At 57.9% G+C, this 18,608-nt stretch carries 15 protein-coding genes; 9 read left to right on the forward strand and 6 right to left on the reverse strand.

All coding sequences use genetic code 11. The annotated features are described in order from the left end of the window. The first annotated feature begins 141 nt into the window (after window positions 1-141). Complete coding sequence (gene parC, locus AC13DD_RS05820; RefSeq protein ID WP_273017347.1) at window positions 142-2,451, forward strand: DNA topoisomerase IV subunit A; 2,310 nt, start codon at window positions 142-144, stop codon at window positions 2,449-2,451. Next, window positions 2,444-3,676 (forward strand): phosphoserine phosphatase SerB, encoded by a 1,233-nt coding sequence (gene serB, locus AC13DD_RS05825; protein ID WP_008174104.1) that lies wholly within the window; start codon window positions 2,444-2,446, stop codon window positions 3,674-3,676. The genes parC and serB overlap by 8 nt, the downstream gene beginning before the upstream one ends. Window positions 3,677-3,687: 11 nt before the next feature. Here serB and AC13DD_RS05830 read toward each other — a convergent pair whose 3' ends face one another. The 3 genes from AC13DD_RS05830 to epmB form a co-directional block, all read right to left on the reverse strand. Further along, complete coding sequence (locus AC13DD_RS05830; RefSeq protein ID WP_092031025.1) at window positions 3,688-5,772, reverse strand: EAL domain-containing response regulator; 2,085 nt, start codon at window positions 5,770-5,772, stop codon at window positions 3,688-3,690. Between the two features lie 108 nt (window positions 5,773-5,880). Then, window positions 5,881-7,686 (reverse strand): GTPase, encoded by a 1,806-nt coding sequence (locus AC13DD_RS05835; RefSeq protein ID WP_482930971.1) that lies wholly within the window; start codon window positions 7,684-7,686, stop codon window positions 5,881-5,883. A 222-nt stretch (window positions 7,687-7,908) separates the two neighbouring features. After that, window positions 7,909-8,949: an EF-P beta-lysylation protein EpmB gene (epmB, locus tag AC13DD_RS05840; protein WP_482930972.1), complete on the reverse strand. Its 1,041-nt coding sequence runs from the start codon at window positions 8,947-8,949 to the stop codon at window positions 7,909-7,911. A gap of 45 nt (window positions 8,950-8,994) precedes the next feature. On the opposite strand from epmB, the gene efp reads away from it, so the two are divergent. Continuing rightward, entirely contained in the window at window positions 8,995-9,570 is a 576-nt protein-coding gene (gene efp, locus AC13DD_RS05845; RefSeq protein ID WP_008174112.1) for an elongation factor P, read from the forward strand. Window positions 9,571-9,577: 7 nt separating this feature from the next. After that, on the forward strand, window positions 9,578-10,546 hold the full coding sequence (gene epmA / locus AC13DD_RS05850; RefSeq protein ID WP_008174115.1) for an EF-P lysine aminoacylase EpmA: 969 nt from the start codon (window positions 9,578-9,580) through the stop codon (window positions 10,544-10,546). 15 nt (window positions 10,547-10,561) lie between these two features. Here the strand turns inward: epmA and asd are convergent, their stop codons facing one another. Further along, window positions 10,562-11,416 (reverse strand): archaetidylserine decarboxylase, encoded by an 855-nt coding sequence (gene asd / locus AC13DD_RS05855; RefSeq protein ID WP_008174116.1) that lies wholly within the window; start codon window positions 11,414-11,416, stop codon window positions 10,562-10,564. Window positions 11,417-11,590: 174 nt separating this feature from the next. Between asd and motA the strand changes: the two genes are divergently transcribed. Then, a complete protein-coding gene (gene motA / locus AC13DD_RS05860) occupies window positions 11,591-12,442 on the forward strand; it encodes a flagellar motor stator protein MotA (protein ID WP_008174118.1) in 852 nt (283 codons plus the stop codon). A gap of 31 nt (window positions 12,443-12,473) precedes the next feature. Beyond that, window positions 12,474-13,433 (forward strand): flagellar motor protein MotB, encoded by a 960-nt coding sequence (gene motB, locus AC13DD_RS05865; RefSeq protein WP_482930973.1) that lies wholly within the window; start codon window positions 12,474-12,476, stop codon window positions 13,431-13,433. A 15-nt stretch (window positions 13,434-13,448) separates the two neighbouring features. Here motB and rsgA read toward each other — a convergent pair whose 3' ends face one another. Beyond that, complete coding sequence (rsgA, locus tag AC13DD_RS05870) at window positions 13,449-14,504, reverse strand: small ribosomal subunit biogenesis GTPase RsgA (protein ID WP_014577800.1); 1,056 nt, start codon at window positions 14,502-14,504, stop codon at window positions 13,449-13,451. 253 nt (window positions 14,505-14,757) lie between these two features. Between rsgA and orn the strand changes: the two genes are divergently transcribed. Further along, complete coding sequence (gene orn, locus AC13DD_RS05875) at window positions 14,758-15,300, forward strand: oligoribonuclease (RefSeq protein ID WP_008174128.1); 543 nt, start codon at window positions 14,758-14,760, stop codon at window positions 15,298-15,300. On the opposite strand, the gene queG is transcribed toward orn, so the two are convergent. Further along, window positions 15,295-16,374 carry a tRNA epoxyqueuosine(34) reductase QueG gene (gene queG, locus AC13DD_RS05880; protein WP_273094580.1) on the reverse strand — a complete coding sequence of 360 codons (1,080 nt, stop codon included), beginning with the start codon at window positions 16,372-16,374 and terminating at the stop codon, window positions 15,295-15,297. The genes orn and queG overlap by 6 nt on opposite strands. 147 nt (window positions 16,375-16,521) lie before the next feature. Here queG and AC13DD_RS05885 point away from each other — a divergent pair, with 147 nt between their 5' ends. Together AC13DD_RS05885 and tsaE are read left to right on the forward strand one after the other, a co-directional pair. Then, complete coding sequence (locus AC13DD_RS05885; RefSeq protein WP_482930974.1) at window positions 16,522-18,075, forward strand: NAD(P)H-hydrate dehydratase; 1,554 nt, start codon at window positions 16,522-16,524, stop codon at window positions 18,073-18,075. Beyond that, window positions 18,072-18,569 carry a tRNA (adenosine(37)-N6)-threonylcarbamoyltransferase complex ATPase subunit type 1 TsaE gene (gene tsaE / locus AC13DD_RS05890; RefSeq protein WP_041645383.1) on the forward strand — a complete coding sequence of 166 codons (498 nt, stop codon included), beginning with the start codon at window positions 18,072-18,074 and terminating at the stop codon, window positions 18,567-18,569. The genes AC13DD_RS05885 and tsaE overlap by 4 nt, the downstream gene beginning before the upstream one ends. Window positions 18,570-18,608 lie beyond the last annotated feature (39 nt).

The raw sequence follows: 18,608 nt of genomic DNA on the forward strand, positions 1-18,608 counted from the left end.
ATAAATCCGCAGGTTGTTGGTGTATCGGCGCCTTGCTCCATATAATGTGCGCTCCTGCTAACCGGTGATTATTCCGGGGCCAGGGCGTAGCATCACCGACGGTATTCAAATCAGGCAACACAGGCAATCAAAGAGGCATCCATGCCAGAGTTTCAGACAACGGATGAAGGCTTCGAGCGGGTTTCGCTCCGGGATTACACGGAAAAGGCCTATCTCGATTACTCCATGTACGTCATTCTTGACCGGGCACTTCCGAATGTCGGCGATGGCCTGAAACCGGTTCAGCGGCGAATCGTCTATGCCATGTCCGAGTTGGGGCTCAAATCTACCTCGAAGTACAAGAAGTCTGCTCGTACCGTGGGTGATGTGCTGGGTAAATTCCATCCCCATGGCGACAGCGCCTGTTATGAGGCCATGGTGCTCATGGCTCAGCCTTTTTCCTACCGCTACCCTCTTGTAGACGGGCAGGGTAACTGGGGCTCTCCGGACGATCCCAAGTCCTTTGCTGCCATGCGCTATACCGAATCTCGCCTGGCGCCGTTTGCGGAAGTTCTACTGGGAGAGCTGGGGCAGGGAACGGTGGACTGGGTGCCCAACTTTGATGGCACCATGGATGAGCCGTCAGTGCTTCCGGCCCGGTTGCCCCATGTTCTGCTTAATGGCACCACCGGTATCGCCGTTGGTATGGCCACGGATATCCCGCCGCATAACGTTCGGGAAGTCACCGCAGCCTGCATACGCTTGCTGGATCAGCCGGAGTCGACGGTTGATGAACTCTGCGAGCACATCAAGGGCCCGGATTTTCCGACTGAGGCAGAAATCATCACCCCCCGGAAAGACATCCGGCAGATGTACGAAACCGGCCGCGGGTCGCTGCGGATGCGGGCCCGCTGGATCCGCGAGAGTGGTGAGATCGTGGTTACGGATCTGCCGCACCAGGTCTCTGGCAACCGGGTTCTGGAGCAGATTGCCCATCAGATGCAGACCAAGAAGCTACCGATGGTGGCGGACCTTCGTGACGAATCCGATCATGAAAACCCGACCCGCCTGGTGATCGTGCCCCGATCCAACCGGGTTGATCTGGATGGTTTGATGGCGCACCTGTTTGCCAGCACCGATCTGGAGAAAACCTATCGGGTCAACATCAATGTGATCGGCAACGATGGCAGACCGGGCGTGAAGGGATTGCACCAGATCCTTACCGAGTGGCTGACCTTCCGGCGCACCACTGTCATCCGCCGTCTCCAGCACCGCCTGGACAAGGTGCTTGCACGCCTGCACATTCTGGAAGGCCTGTTGATCGCCTATCTCAACATCGATGAGGTGATCGAGATCATTCGCACTGAAGACAAGCCCAAGGCCGAATTGATGGCCAGGTTCGGTCTGTCCCCGGACCAGGCGGAAGCCATCCTCGAACTCAAGTTGCGCCACCTGGCCAAGCTTGAGGAAATGAAAATCCGGGGCGAGCAGGATGAGCTTGCGGCTGAACGGGATGAGCTCCAATCCATTCTGGGTTCCGAGGATCGCCTGCGCGAACTGATCAAGAGCGAGATGCAAGCGGATGCCCAGACCTTTGGCGATGATCGCCGCTCACCGATAGTCGAGCGTGAGGAGGCCAAGGCATTCAGTGAAGTGGACCTGATCTCGAACGACCCCGTTACGGTTGTGCTGTCTGAAAAAGGCTGGGTTCGCGCCGCCAAGGGGCATGACATTGAGCCGGAAGGTCTGAGTTATAAAGCCGGTGACCGTTTCTCCCTCGCGGCCCGGGGACGGAACAACCAACAGGCGATATTCCTGGATTCTACCGGGCGCGCCTATTCCTTGATGGCTCACAGTTTTCCATCTGCCAGAGGCCAGGGTGAGCCGCTGACGGGGCGCATCAACCCGCCCTCCGGTGCCAGCTTCTCAGGCCTGTTGATGGGAGATCCGTCCCGTAAGGCGTTGCTGGTTACCGACGGTGGCTACGGGTTTGTTACATCGCTGAACGACATGATCAGCAAGAACCGCAATGGCAAGGCAGTAGTCAGTGTTCCCAAGGGCGCGAGGATCATGCCTCCACTGACCATACCGACGACCGAGAAAACGCTGTATCTGGGGGCGGTGTCCAACGAGGGACGGATGCTGGTGTTCCCGCTTAGCGAATTGCCGGAACTGGCCAAGGGTAAAGGCAACAAGATCATCAGCATTCCCTCGGCCAGGGTTCAGAGCCGTGAAGAATATGTGGTGGCAGTAGCAGTATTTGCCGAGGATGACCAGCTGGAAATACGGGCCGGCAAGCGCAAGATGGGGTTGCAGTTCGCGGACCTCGAGCACTACCTCGGAGAGCGGGGGCGCCGCGGCCACAAGCTGCCAAGGGGTCTGCAACGGGTTGATGGCATTGACGTGATTCCTTCCGCCGCACGAGCGCAGGAAGAGGCGGGCTCTGACAGCGAGGGTACCGACAGTGAGTGAACTGGTACTGATTAATGTCTCCGGGCGTGACAAGCCCGGCCTGACGTCGGAAATCACCGGCATCATGGGGCGCTATGATGTGCGCATTCTGGATATCGGACAGGCGGTCATCCACGACCACCTGACGTGGGGCATTCTGATCGAGATTCCGGATGAATCCAAATCCTCGCCCGTCATTCGTGACTTGCTGTTCCGGCTACACGCTCTGGATCTGCAGGTCAGGTTTGCGCCGATCACCGTCGAGGAGTACCAATCCTGGGCCGCGGCCCGGAACCGGGCCTGCTACATCGTGACGCTGCTTGCCCGGGATATCAAAGCCGAGCAGATTGCCCGGGTTTCCGCCATCACGGCGCGTCATGGTCTGAACATCGATAACATCTCACGCCTGTCTGCCAGGCCCTCGCTGAATGCCGCAGACAATCGTATCGCCTGTGTCGAGTTCTCGGTAAGAGGCACACCATCAGATCTTGAGAAACTTCGGGCGGATTTCCTGCATATCGCTGGCGAAATGAATGTGGATATCGCCTTCCAGGAAGATTCCATCTTCCGCCGCAATCGCCGGCTGGTGGTCTTTGACATGGATTCCACGTTGATCGAAGCCGAAGTGATCGACGAGCTGGCTGCGGAGGCCGGAGTCGGGGAGCAGGTGGCAGAGATTACCGAAAGGGCCATGCAGGGCGAGCTGGATTTCAGCCAGAGTTTTGCCGAGCGCCTGGCACTTCTGAAAGGCCTGGATGAATCGGTCCTCGAGGGAATCGCCTCGCGGTTGCGGATGACCGAGGGTGCAGAGCACCTGATCCTCAGTCTCAAGGCGCTGGGATATCGCACCGCAATCCTGTCGGGCGGCTTCACCTACTTTGCGCGCCACCTTCAGCGCAAACTCGGTATCGATTACATCTACGCCAATGAACTCGAAATTGAGGATGGCAAGGTCACAGGCAAGGTTTCCGGGCAGATTGTCGACGGCAAGCGAAAGGCAGAACTGCTTTTGGAAATCGCCGAGAAAGAGCATATTTCCCGGGAACAGGTTATTGCCGTCGGTGATGGCGCCAATGACCTTCCAATGCTGAGCCAGGCCGGCCTGGGGGTGGCTTTCCGCGCCAAGCCCCTGGTCAAGGAATCAGCGCGCCACGCGATTTCGACGCTGGGGCTGGATGCGATCCTGTACCTGATTGGTTTCCGTGAGAGCGAAACCAATCAGAGTCTGGAAAACGCCGACTTCTGAGCCGTTCAGGCTCAGTTGTCGCCGAAGTCGTAGTTCATTTCAGGTACTGGTGCCTGCAGGTAGTAGCCCTGAATATAGTTCACGCCGGCCTGCCACAGGGTGGCGAGAACGCCGGCATTCTCCACAAGCGGGATGATGGTGAGCTTGCCGCTGGACTGCAGGCTCTTGACCATTTCCTTGACCTGTTCTTTGGCCTCGTCGCTCTTCTGGATTTCTTCCGTGAAGGAACCATCGATCTTCACATAGTCCGTATCGATGTGTTTCAGGGTGTTGAACGGATTGAGGGCGCAGCCGAACTGGGAGATGGATACCTTGCAGTGAAGCTCGTGCACCGCCTTGGTGAAGTCTTTCGCCTGCTTCATGTAGTTGTTGGCATCGCCTTCCCGGATCTGGAAGATCAGGGAATCGCCCGGCAGCCGTGCGGCTTTCAGGGCAACGCTCAGCCAGGGAGTGAAGGTTTTATCCTGCAGGGTTTCGGCCGTCACATTGAGGAACAGGCGGGTATCGTGGCCCCGTGAGCGATGGCTGGACAGCTGTTTGATGGTCTGCAGAATAACCCAGCGGTCAATCTTGATCGCGGTGTCGCTCGGACCTGTTGGCGGCAGGAAGTCATAGGGTGAGACTTCCTCATCGTCCTTGTCGAGCATGCGCACGAAGGCCTCGTAATGTTCCTCGCCTTCGCCACGCAGGTTGATTATCGGCTGGAACAGCAGCCGGAAGCGGTTTTCTTCCAGAGCTTTCTGAATCGCTTCCACCGAATTGCTTTGATCCAGAGCCTCGAAGTCGGCGGGGTTGTAGACCACCACACCGTTGCCCTCTGCATGACCTTCGAGCTTTCGTACTTCCGCCGATGCCGTATGGGCCCTGGCCATGAGTTCCTCGGCCTTCGGCGAATTCTCGGTAATCGCGGCGACACCGATGCTCACGGTCAACTGGACCGTGCGGCCATTGATATCAAACAGATGGTCCTCAACCGCCTTGCGGATGCGCTCGGCGTGCCCTGCCATGGTAGATTCATCGCAGGGCTGGCTGAGCAGACTGAAGGCATCATCGCTCAACCGGGCCAGGGCAAGGTCGCCACCGGCCTGCTCTTTGAGCAGGTTTGCCAGATCACCAAGCAGCAGGTCGGCGCCGGAAATGCCCACCTGGCCCTTCATGCTCATGAAGTTATCGAGGGCGATGTAGGCGAGTGCACCGGTTTCATTCTTCTTGCCGGCGTTGGCGATTGCTTCAGCGAGTGCATCCATCAGGTACTGACGATTATACAGCCCGGTCAGAAGGTCCTGGCTGCTGATCTGGCGCAGCTTTTCTTCCAGCTCTGCGTCGCTGTGCTCCGGCTGCAGAACGATCTGCGTGCATTCCTCACCGTCGTAGGTGGCGGCCGAGACCGACATGGTCACGTTCAGTTCGTGGTCGTCGCTGCGTCGAGCCGTGCAATTCATGGTCATGCCGTCTTCGCCCTTTTCGGCAAACGACTTCATGAATTCCTTGTACTTCTCCTGGCTTTCCGGGGTGAGGGTGTCCAGCACCGGAACGCAGATTAGATCGTCGATGTCATCGTACCCGAGAAACTCCATGTACGACTGGTTGGCGTAGATGTGCATGCCATCATTGATGTAGGCAATCGCATCCTTGGAGCTTTCCAGCAGCAACTGGCACCGCTGTTCCGCTTCCCGCAGATGGGACTCCAGAACACGGCGCCGGCGACGTTCGTCAAGAGCTGCCAGCTCACGATTGACCTTCAGCACAATAAGATCGGTGTGCTCGAACGACACCGTATCCTGGGCGCCTGCCTTCATCATGCCTACGGTGCGCTCCCGGCTTTCTTCTTCCGTCAGGAGAATGAACGGAATGTCCTTGTCCATCCGGCGGATCATGGCGAGGGCGTCGTCGGCCGAAAATTCCTGCTCCAGGTCGCGGGCCAGAAGCAAATCCCAGTTTCCGGCCTTGAGCGTTTCTTCCAGATCTTCTTCCGAGGTGATTCTGTGGGCTCGGGTAGCCTTGCCGGAGTTACGGAGCAGGCTGACCAGTGATTCGGCATCGTTTTGCGATGGATCCAGAATCAGCAGGTGTACGGTCGCGTTCTTTTTCTGCATTCGAAGGGCATCTCGTGATACACGGTTCATTCACTAACGCTGAATGATGCAGGGGTTGCCGATCAATAACAACCCTCTGAAGGCTTCCGGTGTCTCAGTTTGGAGACCTTACAGAGATGGCCAGAGCGAGTCGAATTCGTCCTCGCTGGCTCCGGATGATGCAGGCGGTGCGCCAGCATTCAGCGTTGCCGCGTTCTGCAGCTTGAGTTCGAACTGGCTGATGCTGCCAGTAGAGGACACTTTGCGAGACAACTGACCCTGATCTTCCCGGCCATCATGGAGCAGGGAGATGCGGCTGCCCGACTGGAATGGCAGGCGAGGCGTGATCAGTGTGGCGGATTGGTCGACCACGCTGATTTCCGGCAACAGCAAACCCCTCAGGTACTCGCTGCTATTCCCCACTTTCTGGATCAGCCGCACACCGCAGGGCGAAGCGCTGGGTGCCAGCAGCTCAATGCCGACCTGGGTGCCCTGGTTCTTGATCTGGCGAATCCAGCGCACCACGGCCACGCTCCAGGGGTGGGTTCTCTGCTCCCGAACGCCCAATACTTCGCCGGCCTGCAATGAGGGGGGCACATTGCTCTCCCATGCAACGCAGTAGCCGCCCGGGCTGGTATTGATCAGCAGGGAATGGTGCGATTTCGGCCGGTTCCTGTCCGTCGACGGGGCCTGCGAGTTGCCATAGGAGCCCTTGAAGTTGATTGGTGTATCGCCAGAGTGGAGCCTCTCGTCACTGGGGGCGGCATCGTGGGCGCTGGACCAGGCATCCTGTTTCTGACGAGAAGACCGTATGAACAGGTTCTCTTCTTCCTGATGGCCGTTGTCATTGCCATTGACGAATTCGGTAAAGGTTTTCTCGCCGGCAATGAAGTAGTGGGCGGCTGTCAGGCCGACGCAGACCTCGAGGGTCCCCTGGCTGGCGATGCGGTTGAAGTTTCGCTTGGCGAGAATGCCCAGGGCCTGGCTCAGGTGGGTAAGCAGGGTATCGCTTACCTTGGCCGGCACCCTCAGATCGTGATCGGTTTCTTTATGCTCGCGGCGGGCATGGAGGGTTTCAGAGAGCATGGCAGAGAGATCCCGGGTGTCAAAGCCGAAGCTCTCATCCCCGGGCTGCTGCTCAAGCAGGCTGCGATAAAACGGGGGGTTGTCCCGCTCCATGTTGATCACGAACAGGCTGTCGTCACCAATATCCGGGCCACATCGGGTGTGGTCAGTCCAGGATTCAAACAGCTCGTAGACATGCAAAAGCTCGGCTTGCCGCAGCTGATTGGGGCGCGCGCAGCCCAGCAGGAGGATTCGCTTATAGGCGTCGGCGACCGAGCTGGCGCGACGATGTTGAAGCGTATCGTCGTCCACCTGAATCACAGAGAGTTTGTTGCGATGCGCAAACCGGAACAGCCGGTGACACTCCAGCCAGCTCTGGGCGGGGCTTGGGCAATACAGCTGATGCGATCTCAGAATGGTGGCCGACAGCTCGGAAATGGCCCGATGCGTGGCGGTGGCAATCTGGCGACGATTCTTGTCCAGGCCGCCATTGTCAATGAACTCCAGGACGCACAGCTTGTAGCCGCCGGCCAGATGCAACTGAAGCGCCTGGGACAGGTTGGCGATCTTCCGTTGTTTTTCAGGAAGCGCCACGGCCAGGCCAAGGTAGTGCCGGGAGAGTTCATTACAGACGAAGTGAATCTTCTCCCGGACAAGTTCCAGGAACTGCATGCGCTGCTGGGGTGCCAGGAAAAGGTGATTCAACTCGATAATGGCATGGTAGAGCTGCCGTGATACCTCGCCGATATTGGCCATCGGCAACTGGTCGATCCAGACCCGGAACGCCTTGGGCGTCGTGTCACAGAAGGACAGGCTGGCCGTTTTCTGTTCGGGAACGCGGAGATCAGGTTTCAGGGTCTTACCTTCCATGAATGCATGCCAATATCTGGACCACAGGTGGTATTCCGGGGTTGGCCCTGCCCGGCTGGCGGCTGCTGAATATCCGCCGGCCTGTCAGGAAAACGCCGTAAATACATATTTTTAAGTGCAACGTTACTGGACTTTAAAGTAGCAAACCATTTGTAAAAAGCGAGAAGATCATGAGTTGACAATCTTTGACAAGTGAATTTGGGCCGTTTTTTGCGGAGCCTGTCACGGGAACAGGTTGATCGGGGTCTTGCTTTCCTTGCCTGGCTCCTCTCTCACCAGCTTCGGCACCAGGAATCCCGGCAATCGCGACAGCAGTTCTCGGACCAGGTTTCGTGCCTCTTCATCCGGCACATTGTAGTGGTGGGCACCTGCCACCGGGTCAAATGCGTGCAGGTAGTAGGGCAGCACGCCCGCCTCAAACAGAGTCTCGCTCAGTTCTTCAAGCACCGACGCCCGATCATTCACGCCCCTCAGGATAACGCTCTGGTTGAGCAGTGTTGCGCCTGCCGCCCGGAGATAGCCCAGGGCGCGGCGCGTGGCTGTGTCTATTTCCGCGGGGTGATTGACGTGCAGGACGATAATCACCTGAAGCGGCGTCGTCGAAAGCCACCTTAAAAGCTCGTTGCAGACCCGTTGTGGAATAACCACTGGCAGGCGTGTGTGCAGGCGCAGGCGACGGATGTGGGGGATGCCAGCAATTGCGGTTGCCCACTGGGCCAGCAGTCGGTCATTGACTGCCAGCGGGTCGCCGCCGCTAAAAATGACTTCGTTGATCTCCGGGCTGGCGCCAAGGGTATCAATTACCCGCTGCCGGTCGTGAGGGCTCAGGCGTTGCTCGTCGTAGGGAAAGTGCCTGCGGAAGCAGTACCGGCAGTTGATCGCGCACTGTCCGGTCACCATGAGCAGGGCACGGCTGCGGTACTTGCGGATGAGCCCGGTGGTGGCGATGGCGCCGGATTCTTCGAGAGGATCGCTGACAAAACCGGGCGCGTGGCCGGCTTCGTCCGCCAGCGGAAGCACCTGTCTAAGCAAAGGGTCGGCCGGATTGCCCTTTTCCATCCGGTTGAGGAAGGGTTCAGGTACCCGGATCTGAAAAAGCCGGTGGCCTTGTTCTGCCCCTGCAAGCCACGGTTCCTCGGGCAACTCCAGGCGGCGGAGCAGCTCCTTCGGCGACTTAACAGCGCCCGACAGCAGTTGCTGCCAGCTGCGTTGTTCGTGGTCGGAAAGGTGGGCTTCTATACGGGCGGGGGTTCGCTGTATCATAACGCCCTTCGAATTCTAAACAGCATTTTGTCAGGTGGACATTTCATGGCTTCATATTCTACCAACGAATTTCGCGGCGGTCTTAAGGTTTTGCTGGATGGCGACCCCTGCATCATTCTCGAGAATGAGTTCGTCAAACCCGGGAAGGGTCAGGCCTTCAACCGGGTAAGGCTGCGTAACCTCATGACCAACCGGGTCTGGGAGCGCACGTTCAAGTCCGGCGAAAGTCTGGAAGCCGCAGATGTCATTGATCAGGACATGGAATACCTCTATACCGACGGTGAATTCTGGCACTTCATGCTGACTGACGGTTCCTTCGAGCAGTACCCGGCTGATGCCAAAGCGGTTGGCGACGCGCTGAAGTGGCTGAAAGAGCAGGACGTTTATACGGTAACGCTCTACAACGGCTCGCCGCTGTCTGTAACGCCCCCCAACTTCGTTGAACTTGAGGTGGTCGATACCGATCCGGGAATGAAAGGTGACACCGCCCAGGGTGGTTCCAAGCCGGCAACACTCTCTACCGGTGCGGTTGTCAACGTACCCCTGTTCATCACCATCGGCGAAGTCCTGAAGGTGGATACCCGCTCTGGCGAGTACGTGAGCCGGGTAAAGAGCAGTTGATCCGGTCATGAACCGCGAACCTGTCTGGCAGCCCTCTGCCTCGCAGGCTGCCCTGAAAAGCCGCGCACAACAACTGGCGTTTGTGCGCGGCTTTTTTGCGAAGCGAGAAGTGCTGGAGGTCGAAACCCCGGTGCTTGGGCGATGTGGCGTTACTGATGTCAATCTTGACGGCATCCCCGCGCAGGTTTCTGCCGGCACACGCAAAGGCGGGTGGCTCCAGACGTCTCCCGAGTACCACATGAAGCGATTGCTTGCGGCCGGCTGTGGATCCATTTTTCAGATCTCCAGGGTGTTCCGCAATGGCGAACAGGGGCGTCGTCACAACCCCGAATTCTCCATGCTCGAATGGTATCGGACAGGCTTTGACGATGTGACGCTCATGGCTGAAGTGTCGGACCTTGTCTGCGGCTGGCTGGGATGCGAGCGGCCGGAAATCATTCAGTATCGCGATGCCCTCAGGCGATGGGCGCACATTGACCCGTTCGCAGCGACGGACCTTGAACTGATGCGCCGCTGTGAGGAGTGGCTGGAGCCAGAGCAATTGGCGGACCTTGGTCGGGATGGCTGCCTCGATCTGTTGATGAGTTTTGCCGTGGAGCCGAATCTGGGACGGGGCAGGCCCGTTTTCATAACGGGATATCCAGCCTCGCAGGCTTCTCTCGCTAGAGTTTCGAAGTCTAACGGTTATGAGACCGCGCATCGTTTTGAACTCTATGTAGATGGTCTGGAGCTTTGTAACGGTTACTGGGAATTGACCGATCCAAGAGAACAGAGGTTGCGCTTTGAGGCCGATAACGAGCTTCGCAGCCGATCCGGAAAGCCTGAAATGGAGCTGGATGAGGCTTTTCTCGCTGCGCTTGATCAGGGTTTGCCCGAGTGCTCCGGTGTCGCACTCGGGCTGGACAGGCTGCTGATGCTCAAGCTGGGAGTCCAGGACATCCGTGAGGTCTTGGCGTTTCCGTTCGAGCGGGCTTGAGCCTGCGGAACTTGATCACGCCAGGGCGCCGAACGCCTCGCCCATGCGAACGGTTTTGCCGGCCACCTGATTGCTGTTCCAACTGACGGCGCCTTTTGGCATAACCACAATCACAGTGGAGCCCAGGCGGAACCGGCCCATTTCTTCACCCTTATCGAAGGTGATGGCCTGCTCGCCTTCGTACAGTGTTGATGTGACCTGCCGTCTGCCGGGCACAACAACGCCTGCCCAGCGGGTTTCCACGCTGCCGACAATCATGGCGCCAACCAGTACCAGGGCCATGGGGCCGGAGGCGGTGTCGAAGATGCAGACAACCCGCTCATTGCGGGCGAACAGATTCGGGACATTTTCGGCGGTTACCGGGTTGACCGAAAAAAGCTTGCCGGGAACATGGATCATCTGTCGAAGCGTGCCGGCCATCGGCATGTGGATCCGGTGATAGTCCTTGGGCGAGAGGTAGATTGTAGAAAATTCGCCATCGGCAAACGGGGCTGTGGTCGCCTCTTCGCCACCGAGCAGCTCGCTCAGGCTGAACGACTGGCCCTTTGCCTGGAAAACCCGGTCTCCGGTGACCTGGCCGAGCTGGCTGATGGCGCCGTCAACGGGGCTGACCAGGGTTTTTTCGCCGTCCGCCAGGGGGCGGATGCCAGGCTTCAGCTCCCGGGTGAAGAAATCGTTGAACGTGGCGTAGGCTTCAGGGTTAGGCTCGGCGGCTTCGCTCATGTCAACGCCATAGCGGCCGATAAACCATTTTATAACCCGGTTCTTGAGCGCAGGGGAGCGGTCATTGTCCGCCAGACGGCCGGCGAGGTTGGATACCCCCAGTTGCGGCGTGATGTACTGGCTAAGAACAAAAAGCTTGTCGAACATTAGATGTGATCCTTTGCGCTCAAAGGCGCGAAGTTTACCAAAGACTGCTACCTGTATAGAAATTGTTTCATGGCTTCGCGGTTATGACGCGGCCTTGCTATTATCGTGTCACCTTTTGCGTGACAGCTTCCGGCTCCGGCCGATAACCAAGAAAATAAGGCGTGCGTAGATTCTATGTTACTGATCGTCGGTTCGATTATTGTTCTGGCCAGCGTATTGACTGGCTATGTTCTCCACGGCGGCAATCTGATGGTGCTCTGGCAGCCAACCGAAGTGTTAATCATTTTCGGGGCGGCTCTGGGCTCGTTCATCATTGCTAACCCCGTCCATACGCTCAAAGAAGTCTTTGGTAAGGGAGTCCAGTTACTCACAGGCTCACCCTATAAAAAGGCTTTCTACATGGATCTGCTGAGTCTGCTTTACGAGATCTTCGATAAATCCCGTAAACAAGGCGTCATGGCGATCGAGGAGGACATCGATAATCCCGAGGCAAGCCAGATTTTCAGTCGATATCCAGCCGTCATGAAGTCCAAGGAACTGCTCGCGTTCATCACGGACTACCTTCGCATCATCAGCTCCGGAAATATGGCGACCCACGAGCTGGAAGGCATGATGGAGAATGAGATCGACAGTCGTCAGCACGAGCTTGAGGAGCCTGCTCACGCGGTCAACAAAATCGCCGATGCGCTGCCGGGGCTTGGCATCGTCGCTGCGGTGCTGGGTATCGTAATTACCATGAACTTTCTCACTGAAGGCCCGGAAAAAATTGGTCTCAGTGTGGCTGCAGCACTGGTGGGTACTTTTCTGGGTATTTTCATGGGGTATGGTTTTGTGGGTCCTGCTTCTATCGCCATGGAACACGCTGCGAAGTATGAGCTGAAGGCTTACGAGTGCGTCAAATCAGCGATTGTGGCGACGGTTTCCGGGCAAGCACCCCAGATGGCCATTGAGTTTGGCCGCAAGGCGTTGCCCACGGATAAGCGCCCTGGGTTCCAGGAGCTTAATGATCACGTTCGTTCCAAGTAACACCGCCCTCATCTGAACCCGGAGCCGATTCGTGGAAGAACAGCCGATCATCATCAAACGGAAAAAGGTTGTTGCAGGTGGCCATCACGGTGGCTCCTGGAAGGTCGCGTTTGCCGATTTCGCCACCGCCATGATGGCTTTCTTTCTGGTTCTGTGGTTAACCGCTACGGCATCGCCGGAGCAAAAAAAAGCGGTTGAGGGTTACTTCCGGGATCCCGTTGGCTTTACCGAGGGTGGTTCTCCAAACCCTGTGGACCTTGAGGGCAGTGCCTCGGTCGTCAACGACGCGAGTCCGGATATCGAATCGAGCCAGATCCAGATTGAAGACGAAGTGGTGGATGAGCTCTCTGAAACTCTTGAACAGCGACGTATGCAGGAGTTGTTTCAGGAGCTGAAGGAGCAAATCAAGCAGGATGAGACTTTGCAGGAGTTCAAGGATCAGTTGCTGATCGATATAACCGACGAGGGCCTGCGGATCCAGATCGTCGATCGCTCCGGTCGCCCCATGTTCGACAGCGGCCGGGCCGAGCTGAAGTACTACTCTCAGGATATTCTGTTTGAGCTTGCGAAAACTCTGGGTTCAGTGAACAACAAGCTCAGTATTACCGGGCACACCGACTCCACGCCATTTAGCGGCCGGCCGGGTTACACGAACTGGGAATTATCGGCAGACCGGGCAAATACCGCCCGAAGAGCGCTGGTTGCAGGGGGTGTGCGTCAGCAGCAGATTGCTCGCGTGGTTGGCCTGAGTGATTCCGTACTGTTCGACAACGAAGACCCGAACGCGCCGGTGAATCGCCGCATCTCCATTATCGTTCTGAACAAGAAGACCGTCGATAATATTCAGAGCACTGCCGGCCAGTCAGATGAGCCCCTGATTGATCTGACCCAGCCGACCGAGGCGGAGCGGGAGGCGGCCCGTGAGCGTCTGGAAAGCGGGGAATGGTTGCAGGAACAAGAAGAGCCGGCCCCTGGCGAACTCAACTGGTAAGGCCGCTCGGGTCTGTCAGTCCAGCTTCAGCCCGCGGGCCTGCTGCTCCGTCATATCCTGAAGAATCCGGTGGAAGCTTTTCAGCCGCTCCGGGCTGATTTTCCCTTCCTCCGCAGCTCTGTCGATGGCGCAACCGGGGTCACCCATGTGCCGGCAGTTGCGGAACTTGCAGGTGCCGATCACCTCCCGAATTTCCCGAAAGCCATACTCGATCTCCTGCGCTGTCATATGCCAGAGCCCGAACTCACGGATCCCCGGCGAGTCAATCAGATCGCCTCCTAGCGGCAGGTGGAACAGCTTAGCCGTGGTTGTCGTGTGAATCCCCTTGCCGGTGCTCTCCGACACAGCCCCCACGCGAATGGCCTCATCGGGCATCAGTGTCTGGATAATGGATGACTTGCCCACCCCGGATTGCCCCACAAACACACTGGTCTGATCCTTCACCAGTGCCTCAACCTCTGGCGAAGGTTTATCACCGGACTCAGCCGCAGACGTTCGAACCACCTCATAGCCCAGGGCCTCATACCGGCCCAGAAGCGCGTCGATGTACTCCCGGTTGCTGTCGGTGATCAGATCGGTCTTGTTCAACAGAATCACTGCCGGAATGTCTGTGATCTCGGATGCAACCAGATACCGGTCAATCAGGTTATCGTGAGGTTCCGGCTCCGGCGCAATCACAAGAATAATATGATCAATGTTTGCGGCCACCGGCTTCAGGGCACCAAAATTATCCGGCCGCTGCAGCAGATTGCGGCGCTCACTGCGGGCAACGATAACCCCCGTCTCATTCTTACCCGGCCGCCAGACAACCTTGTCGCCAGTTACCAGGCTATCAATGTTGGCCCGAACAAAGCAGCGAACCACATCGCCTTCCTGGTCGCCTTCAAGCGCTTCGACATCCAGCTGTTGCCCGTAGTGAGCAATAACCAGCCCTTCCTGCTCTGGCCCGAGCTCGCCGGCGTCGGCCTGCTCCTGAACCTTCTTCTCCTTGCGCGCCGCCCGGGCCGCACGCTCCTCCTGGACTTTCTTGATGCGGAATTGCTGCTGTTTGTTCAGTCGCCGTTTTGCCATTTATGTCCCGGATAACCAGATGAAAGTTTCGCCCTTGGTGTGCCATCATACTGCAATCGTAGCTACTCGGCTTGGGCAATGCCGAGACGTTCAAGGTATATCACCTGATTTCGCAGTGGGGCTGGGTCCGGCTTTCCGGAAATGTCGGCGGCCATGGATGGCCGACGCCAAGCGCACATGGATGTGCTCGTAGCGGTTTCCGGAAAGCCGGACCCAGCACCACTACCACCGCACTCAGAAGGCTGGTAACAAAATGGCAGAAAGCAATCGCCTCGTATGGATCGATCTGGAAATGACAGGCCTGGATCCGGAAAAAGAACGGATCATCGAAATGGCCACAATCATCACCGATTCGGAACTCAATATTGTCGCGGAAGGACCGGTTATTGCCGTCCATCAGCCACAATCCTTTCTGGACTCCATGGACGAATGGTGCACCCGTACCCATGGTGAAAGCGGACTCACCAAACGCGTTCAGGAAAGCGATATCTCCGAGTCTCAAGCCGAACAGCAGACCATCGAATTCCTGAAAAAACACGTAGAAAAGGGCCAGTCACCCCTGTGCGGCAATAGCATTGGCCAGGATCGCCGGTTCCTCGTCAAATACATGCCCGAACTGGAAGACTTCTTCCATTACCGGAATCTCGACGTATCCACAGTGAAAGAACTTGCTCGCCGCTGGCGCCCGGATGTCCTCGCCGGCGTAAAAAAGAAAGGTAGCCACCTTGCACTCGACGACATCCGGGACTCCATCAACGAACTGCGTCATTACCGGGAACAGTTCTTCAAGCTATAGGCCATGCCGCTTCAGAGCCCACTGGACGTGCTCGCGGACCACCTCGGAAGGGTGGTCCGCGCGTTTTTTCAGGGCCTCAATTACCGGGATGGTTGACGGCGCATTGCCCAGCCCGACCGCCAGGTTGCGGAGCCAGCCCTCGTAGCCTGTGCGCCGAATCGCAGAGCCCTCGGTGCGTTTGAGGAACTGCTCCTCGGTCCAGAGAAAAAGCTCTGCCAGGGAGCTGTTGTCCAGCCCATGCCTCGGTTGAAAGTCCTTTTCGCTGGTCGGTTTGCTGAACTTCTGCCATGGACACACCAGCTGGCAGTCATCGCAACCGAAAACCCGGTTGCCCATTAGCGGTCGCAGCTCCTCTGGGATACTCCCTTTCAGCTCGATGGTGAGATAGCTGATGCAACGTCGGGCATCAAGCTTGTGCGAGCCAACAAAGGCGTCCGTCGGGCAAAGGTCGAGGCAGGCCGAACAGCTGCCGCAATGATCCGTTTCAAAGGGTTCATCGATGGGCAGGGGGGCGCTGGTGAAGATTTCCCCGAGGAAAAAGAACGAGCCGGCCTTCGGGTGAATCAGCATATTGTTCTTGCCGATCCAGCCGAGGCCTGCTCTCTGCGCCAGTGCGCGTTCCAGCACCGGAGCGCTGTCTACAAAAGCCCGGTAATCGTATCCGCTAACGGCCTCATCAATCTTCGCTGCCAGCTGTGCAAGACGCTTACGGATCAGTTTATGGTAATCCCGACCCAGCGCATAACGCGTGACATAAGCACCCTCCCGGTTAGTAAGCGCTTCTTTCGGACTGTCTGGTGAGGGCAAATAGTCCATTCTCACGGATATAACCCGCGTGGTGCCCGGCGCCAGAGAGGCAGGCGTATAGCGCTTGTCACCGTGGTGGGCCATGTAATCCATCTCGCCCTGGTAACCTGCCGCAAGCCAGTCCTTCAGATGGTCGGCGTGCTCGCCCGTGTCCGCCTTGGTAATGCCCACATCGGCAAACCCGAATTCAGCTGCCCACCGGCGGATGAGCGACGGCAGATCCGCAAGTTCCGGGTGTGTCGTGGTACAGGTTGCTGTGGTGCTCATAGTGACTGCCGATGCTGGAATTCGGTGCTGAACCCGTGTACGGATATTTAATCTGATTAAGTTATGACCTTTTCTACTGTTTTGCTATGCTTTACAGGTATCTGGCCAATTTTCTTAAACCGGTTTCTGTAACGGGAGCAAAGGTTCATGCCGCCGTCCGCTGGGCACAGTCTACCAGACGCACTGTTTTCCGCCGATGCGGTGAGGCAGATCGATCGCTATGTGATTGATCAGCAAGGTGTTGATGGTTTTGAACTGATGCAGTCCGCCGCCCACGCCGCTTTTCGCTGCCTGGTACGGCATTGGCCAAACTGCGGCTCGGTGCTGGTCCTGTGCGGTGCGGGTAACAACGGTGGTGACGGTTACCTGGTCGCGGCAAGTGCGAAAAGGCACGATCTGGACGTCAGCTGTGTCGCGGTTGCGCCAACCGGCAAATTGTCCGGCGACGCCCGTAAAGCCTGGCAAAAGGCCCTGGCGGACGGTGTAGATGTTTTTGACCTCGAGGCTCTCGGCGAGTCATCGCTGGACGATCTGTTTGCCAGCGCGGGCCTGATTGTTGATGCCATGCTCGGTACTGGCGTGTCCGGTGCCCCCCGGGAACCGTTTGCGACTCTGATAAGCCGGTGTAACAGCGCTTTAGCGCCTGTCCTTGCAGTGGATCTGCCCTCCGGGCTTAATGCGACCACGGGAGCGGCCGAGGGGGATGTGGTTAATTCGGCCAGGACAGTGACCTTTATCGGGCTCAAGGCTGGCTTGTTCACGGGGCAAGGTGCAGCAGCGTGCGGCGAGGTGGTTTTCGAATCTCTGGATACCGACGAGGGTATCGCCGGTAGCGGCCAGAAGCCCGTCGCCCGCCGTCGTGACTGGGGTTCTGTGATGCCCTGGCTACCACCCCGGCCTGCCAACGCTCACAAGGGAAGGTTCGGGCATGTGCTGGTGGTTGCGGGTGATCGCGGATTCGGTGGGGCCGGTCTGCTGGCGGCAGAGGCTGCGGCGCGATCGGGTGCCGGGCTCGTGTCGTTGGCGACCCGCCCCGAGCATGTGACAGCGGCCCTGGCAAGATGTCCATCCGTCATGGTTCATGGCCTGATCCATGGCTCGGAGTTGCCGACGTTGCTTGATGCTGCCTCGGTTGTCGTGTGTGGCCCGGGTATCGGGCGAAGCGCCTGGGGCCAGCAGATGCTCGAGCAGGTGGTTGCCAGCGGCAAGCCGCGGGTGCTGGATGCGGATGCGCTGAACCTTTTGTCTGGTCGGGTAGCCATCCCGGCGGATAATCACATCCTGACTCCTCATCCGGGCGAGGCGGCCAGGTTGCTGAATTGCCTGGTGCCCGAGGTTGAGGCAGACAGGATGGCCGCCGCCAGAAATCTGCAGGCGCTGTACGGCGGCACGGTGCTTTTGAAAGGCGCCGGCACCGTTGTCGCGTCTGAGGACGGTGGCCTGGATATCATCAGTGGCAGCAATCCCGGAATGGCGACTGGCGGAATGGGAGATGTGCTCTCAGGTATTGTTGCGGCTGTTCTGGCTCAGATTGGCGACGGACAGAAAGCGGCCGTGCTGGGTGCATCCGTGCACCTTGCTGCGGCTGACCGTGCTGCGAGAACCACGGGGTTTATCGGGCTGATACCGACCGATGTCATCGATGCGCTGCCGTTGGTGTTTCGGGAATCTGAAAGGAGTCCGGGGGCTGAATCGTTATGAGCATAATGGGTAACGAGCGTCGGGTTTTTCTGGAGAACGAGGCCGAAACCGAGCATCTCGGTCGGGAGCTGGCCAGAACCGTCGTGGAATCTGGCCATGGCCTGGTTGTTTATCTGGATGGTGAGCTTGGCATGGGTAAAACCACCATCAGTCGGGGCGTCATGCGCGGATTGGGTCATGAGGGGGCCGTAAAGAGCCCGACCTATACCCTGGTAGAGCCCTACGAGACTCTGAATCCACCGACATACCATTTTGATCTTTATCGCCTGGGCGACGCCGAAGAACTGGAATACATGGGCATCCGCGATTATTTTTCCGCCGAAAACCTGTGCCTGATCGAGTGGCCCGAGAGAGGCAAGGGCATATTGCCCGAGCCGGACCTGGAGGTTCATCTCGAAACCCGGGGAGAGGGGCGCTCTGTAGTCCTCAGGGCCCGCTCAGAGCTGGGCGCCGGGGTGCTGAACGAACTGGAGTTGATTGGTCCGGCGTCATAGTGAGCCCGGAACCGGGAATAAACTGGCAGGTAAGCTTTA

The organism is Marinobacter sp. L-13 (assembly GCF_056857715.1).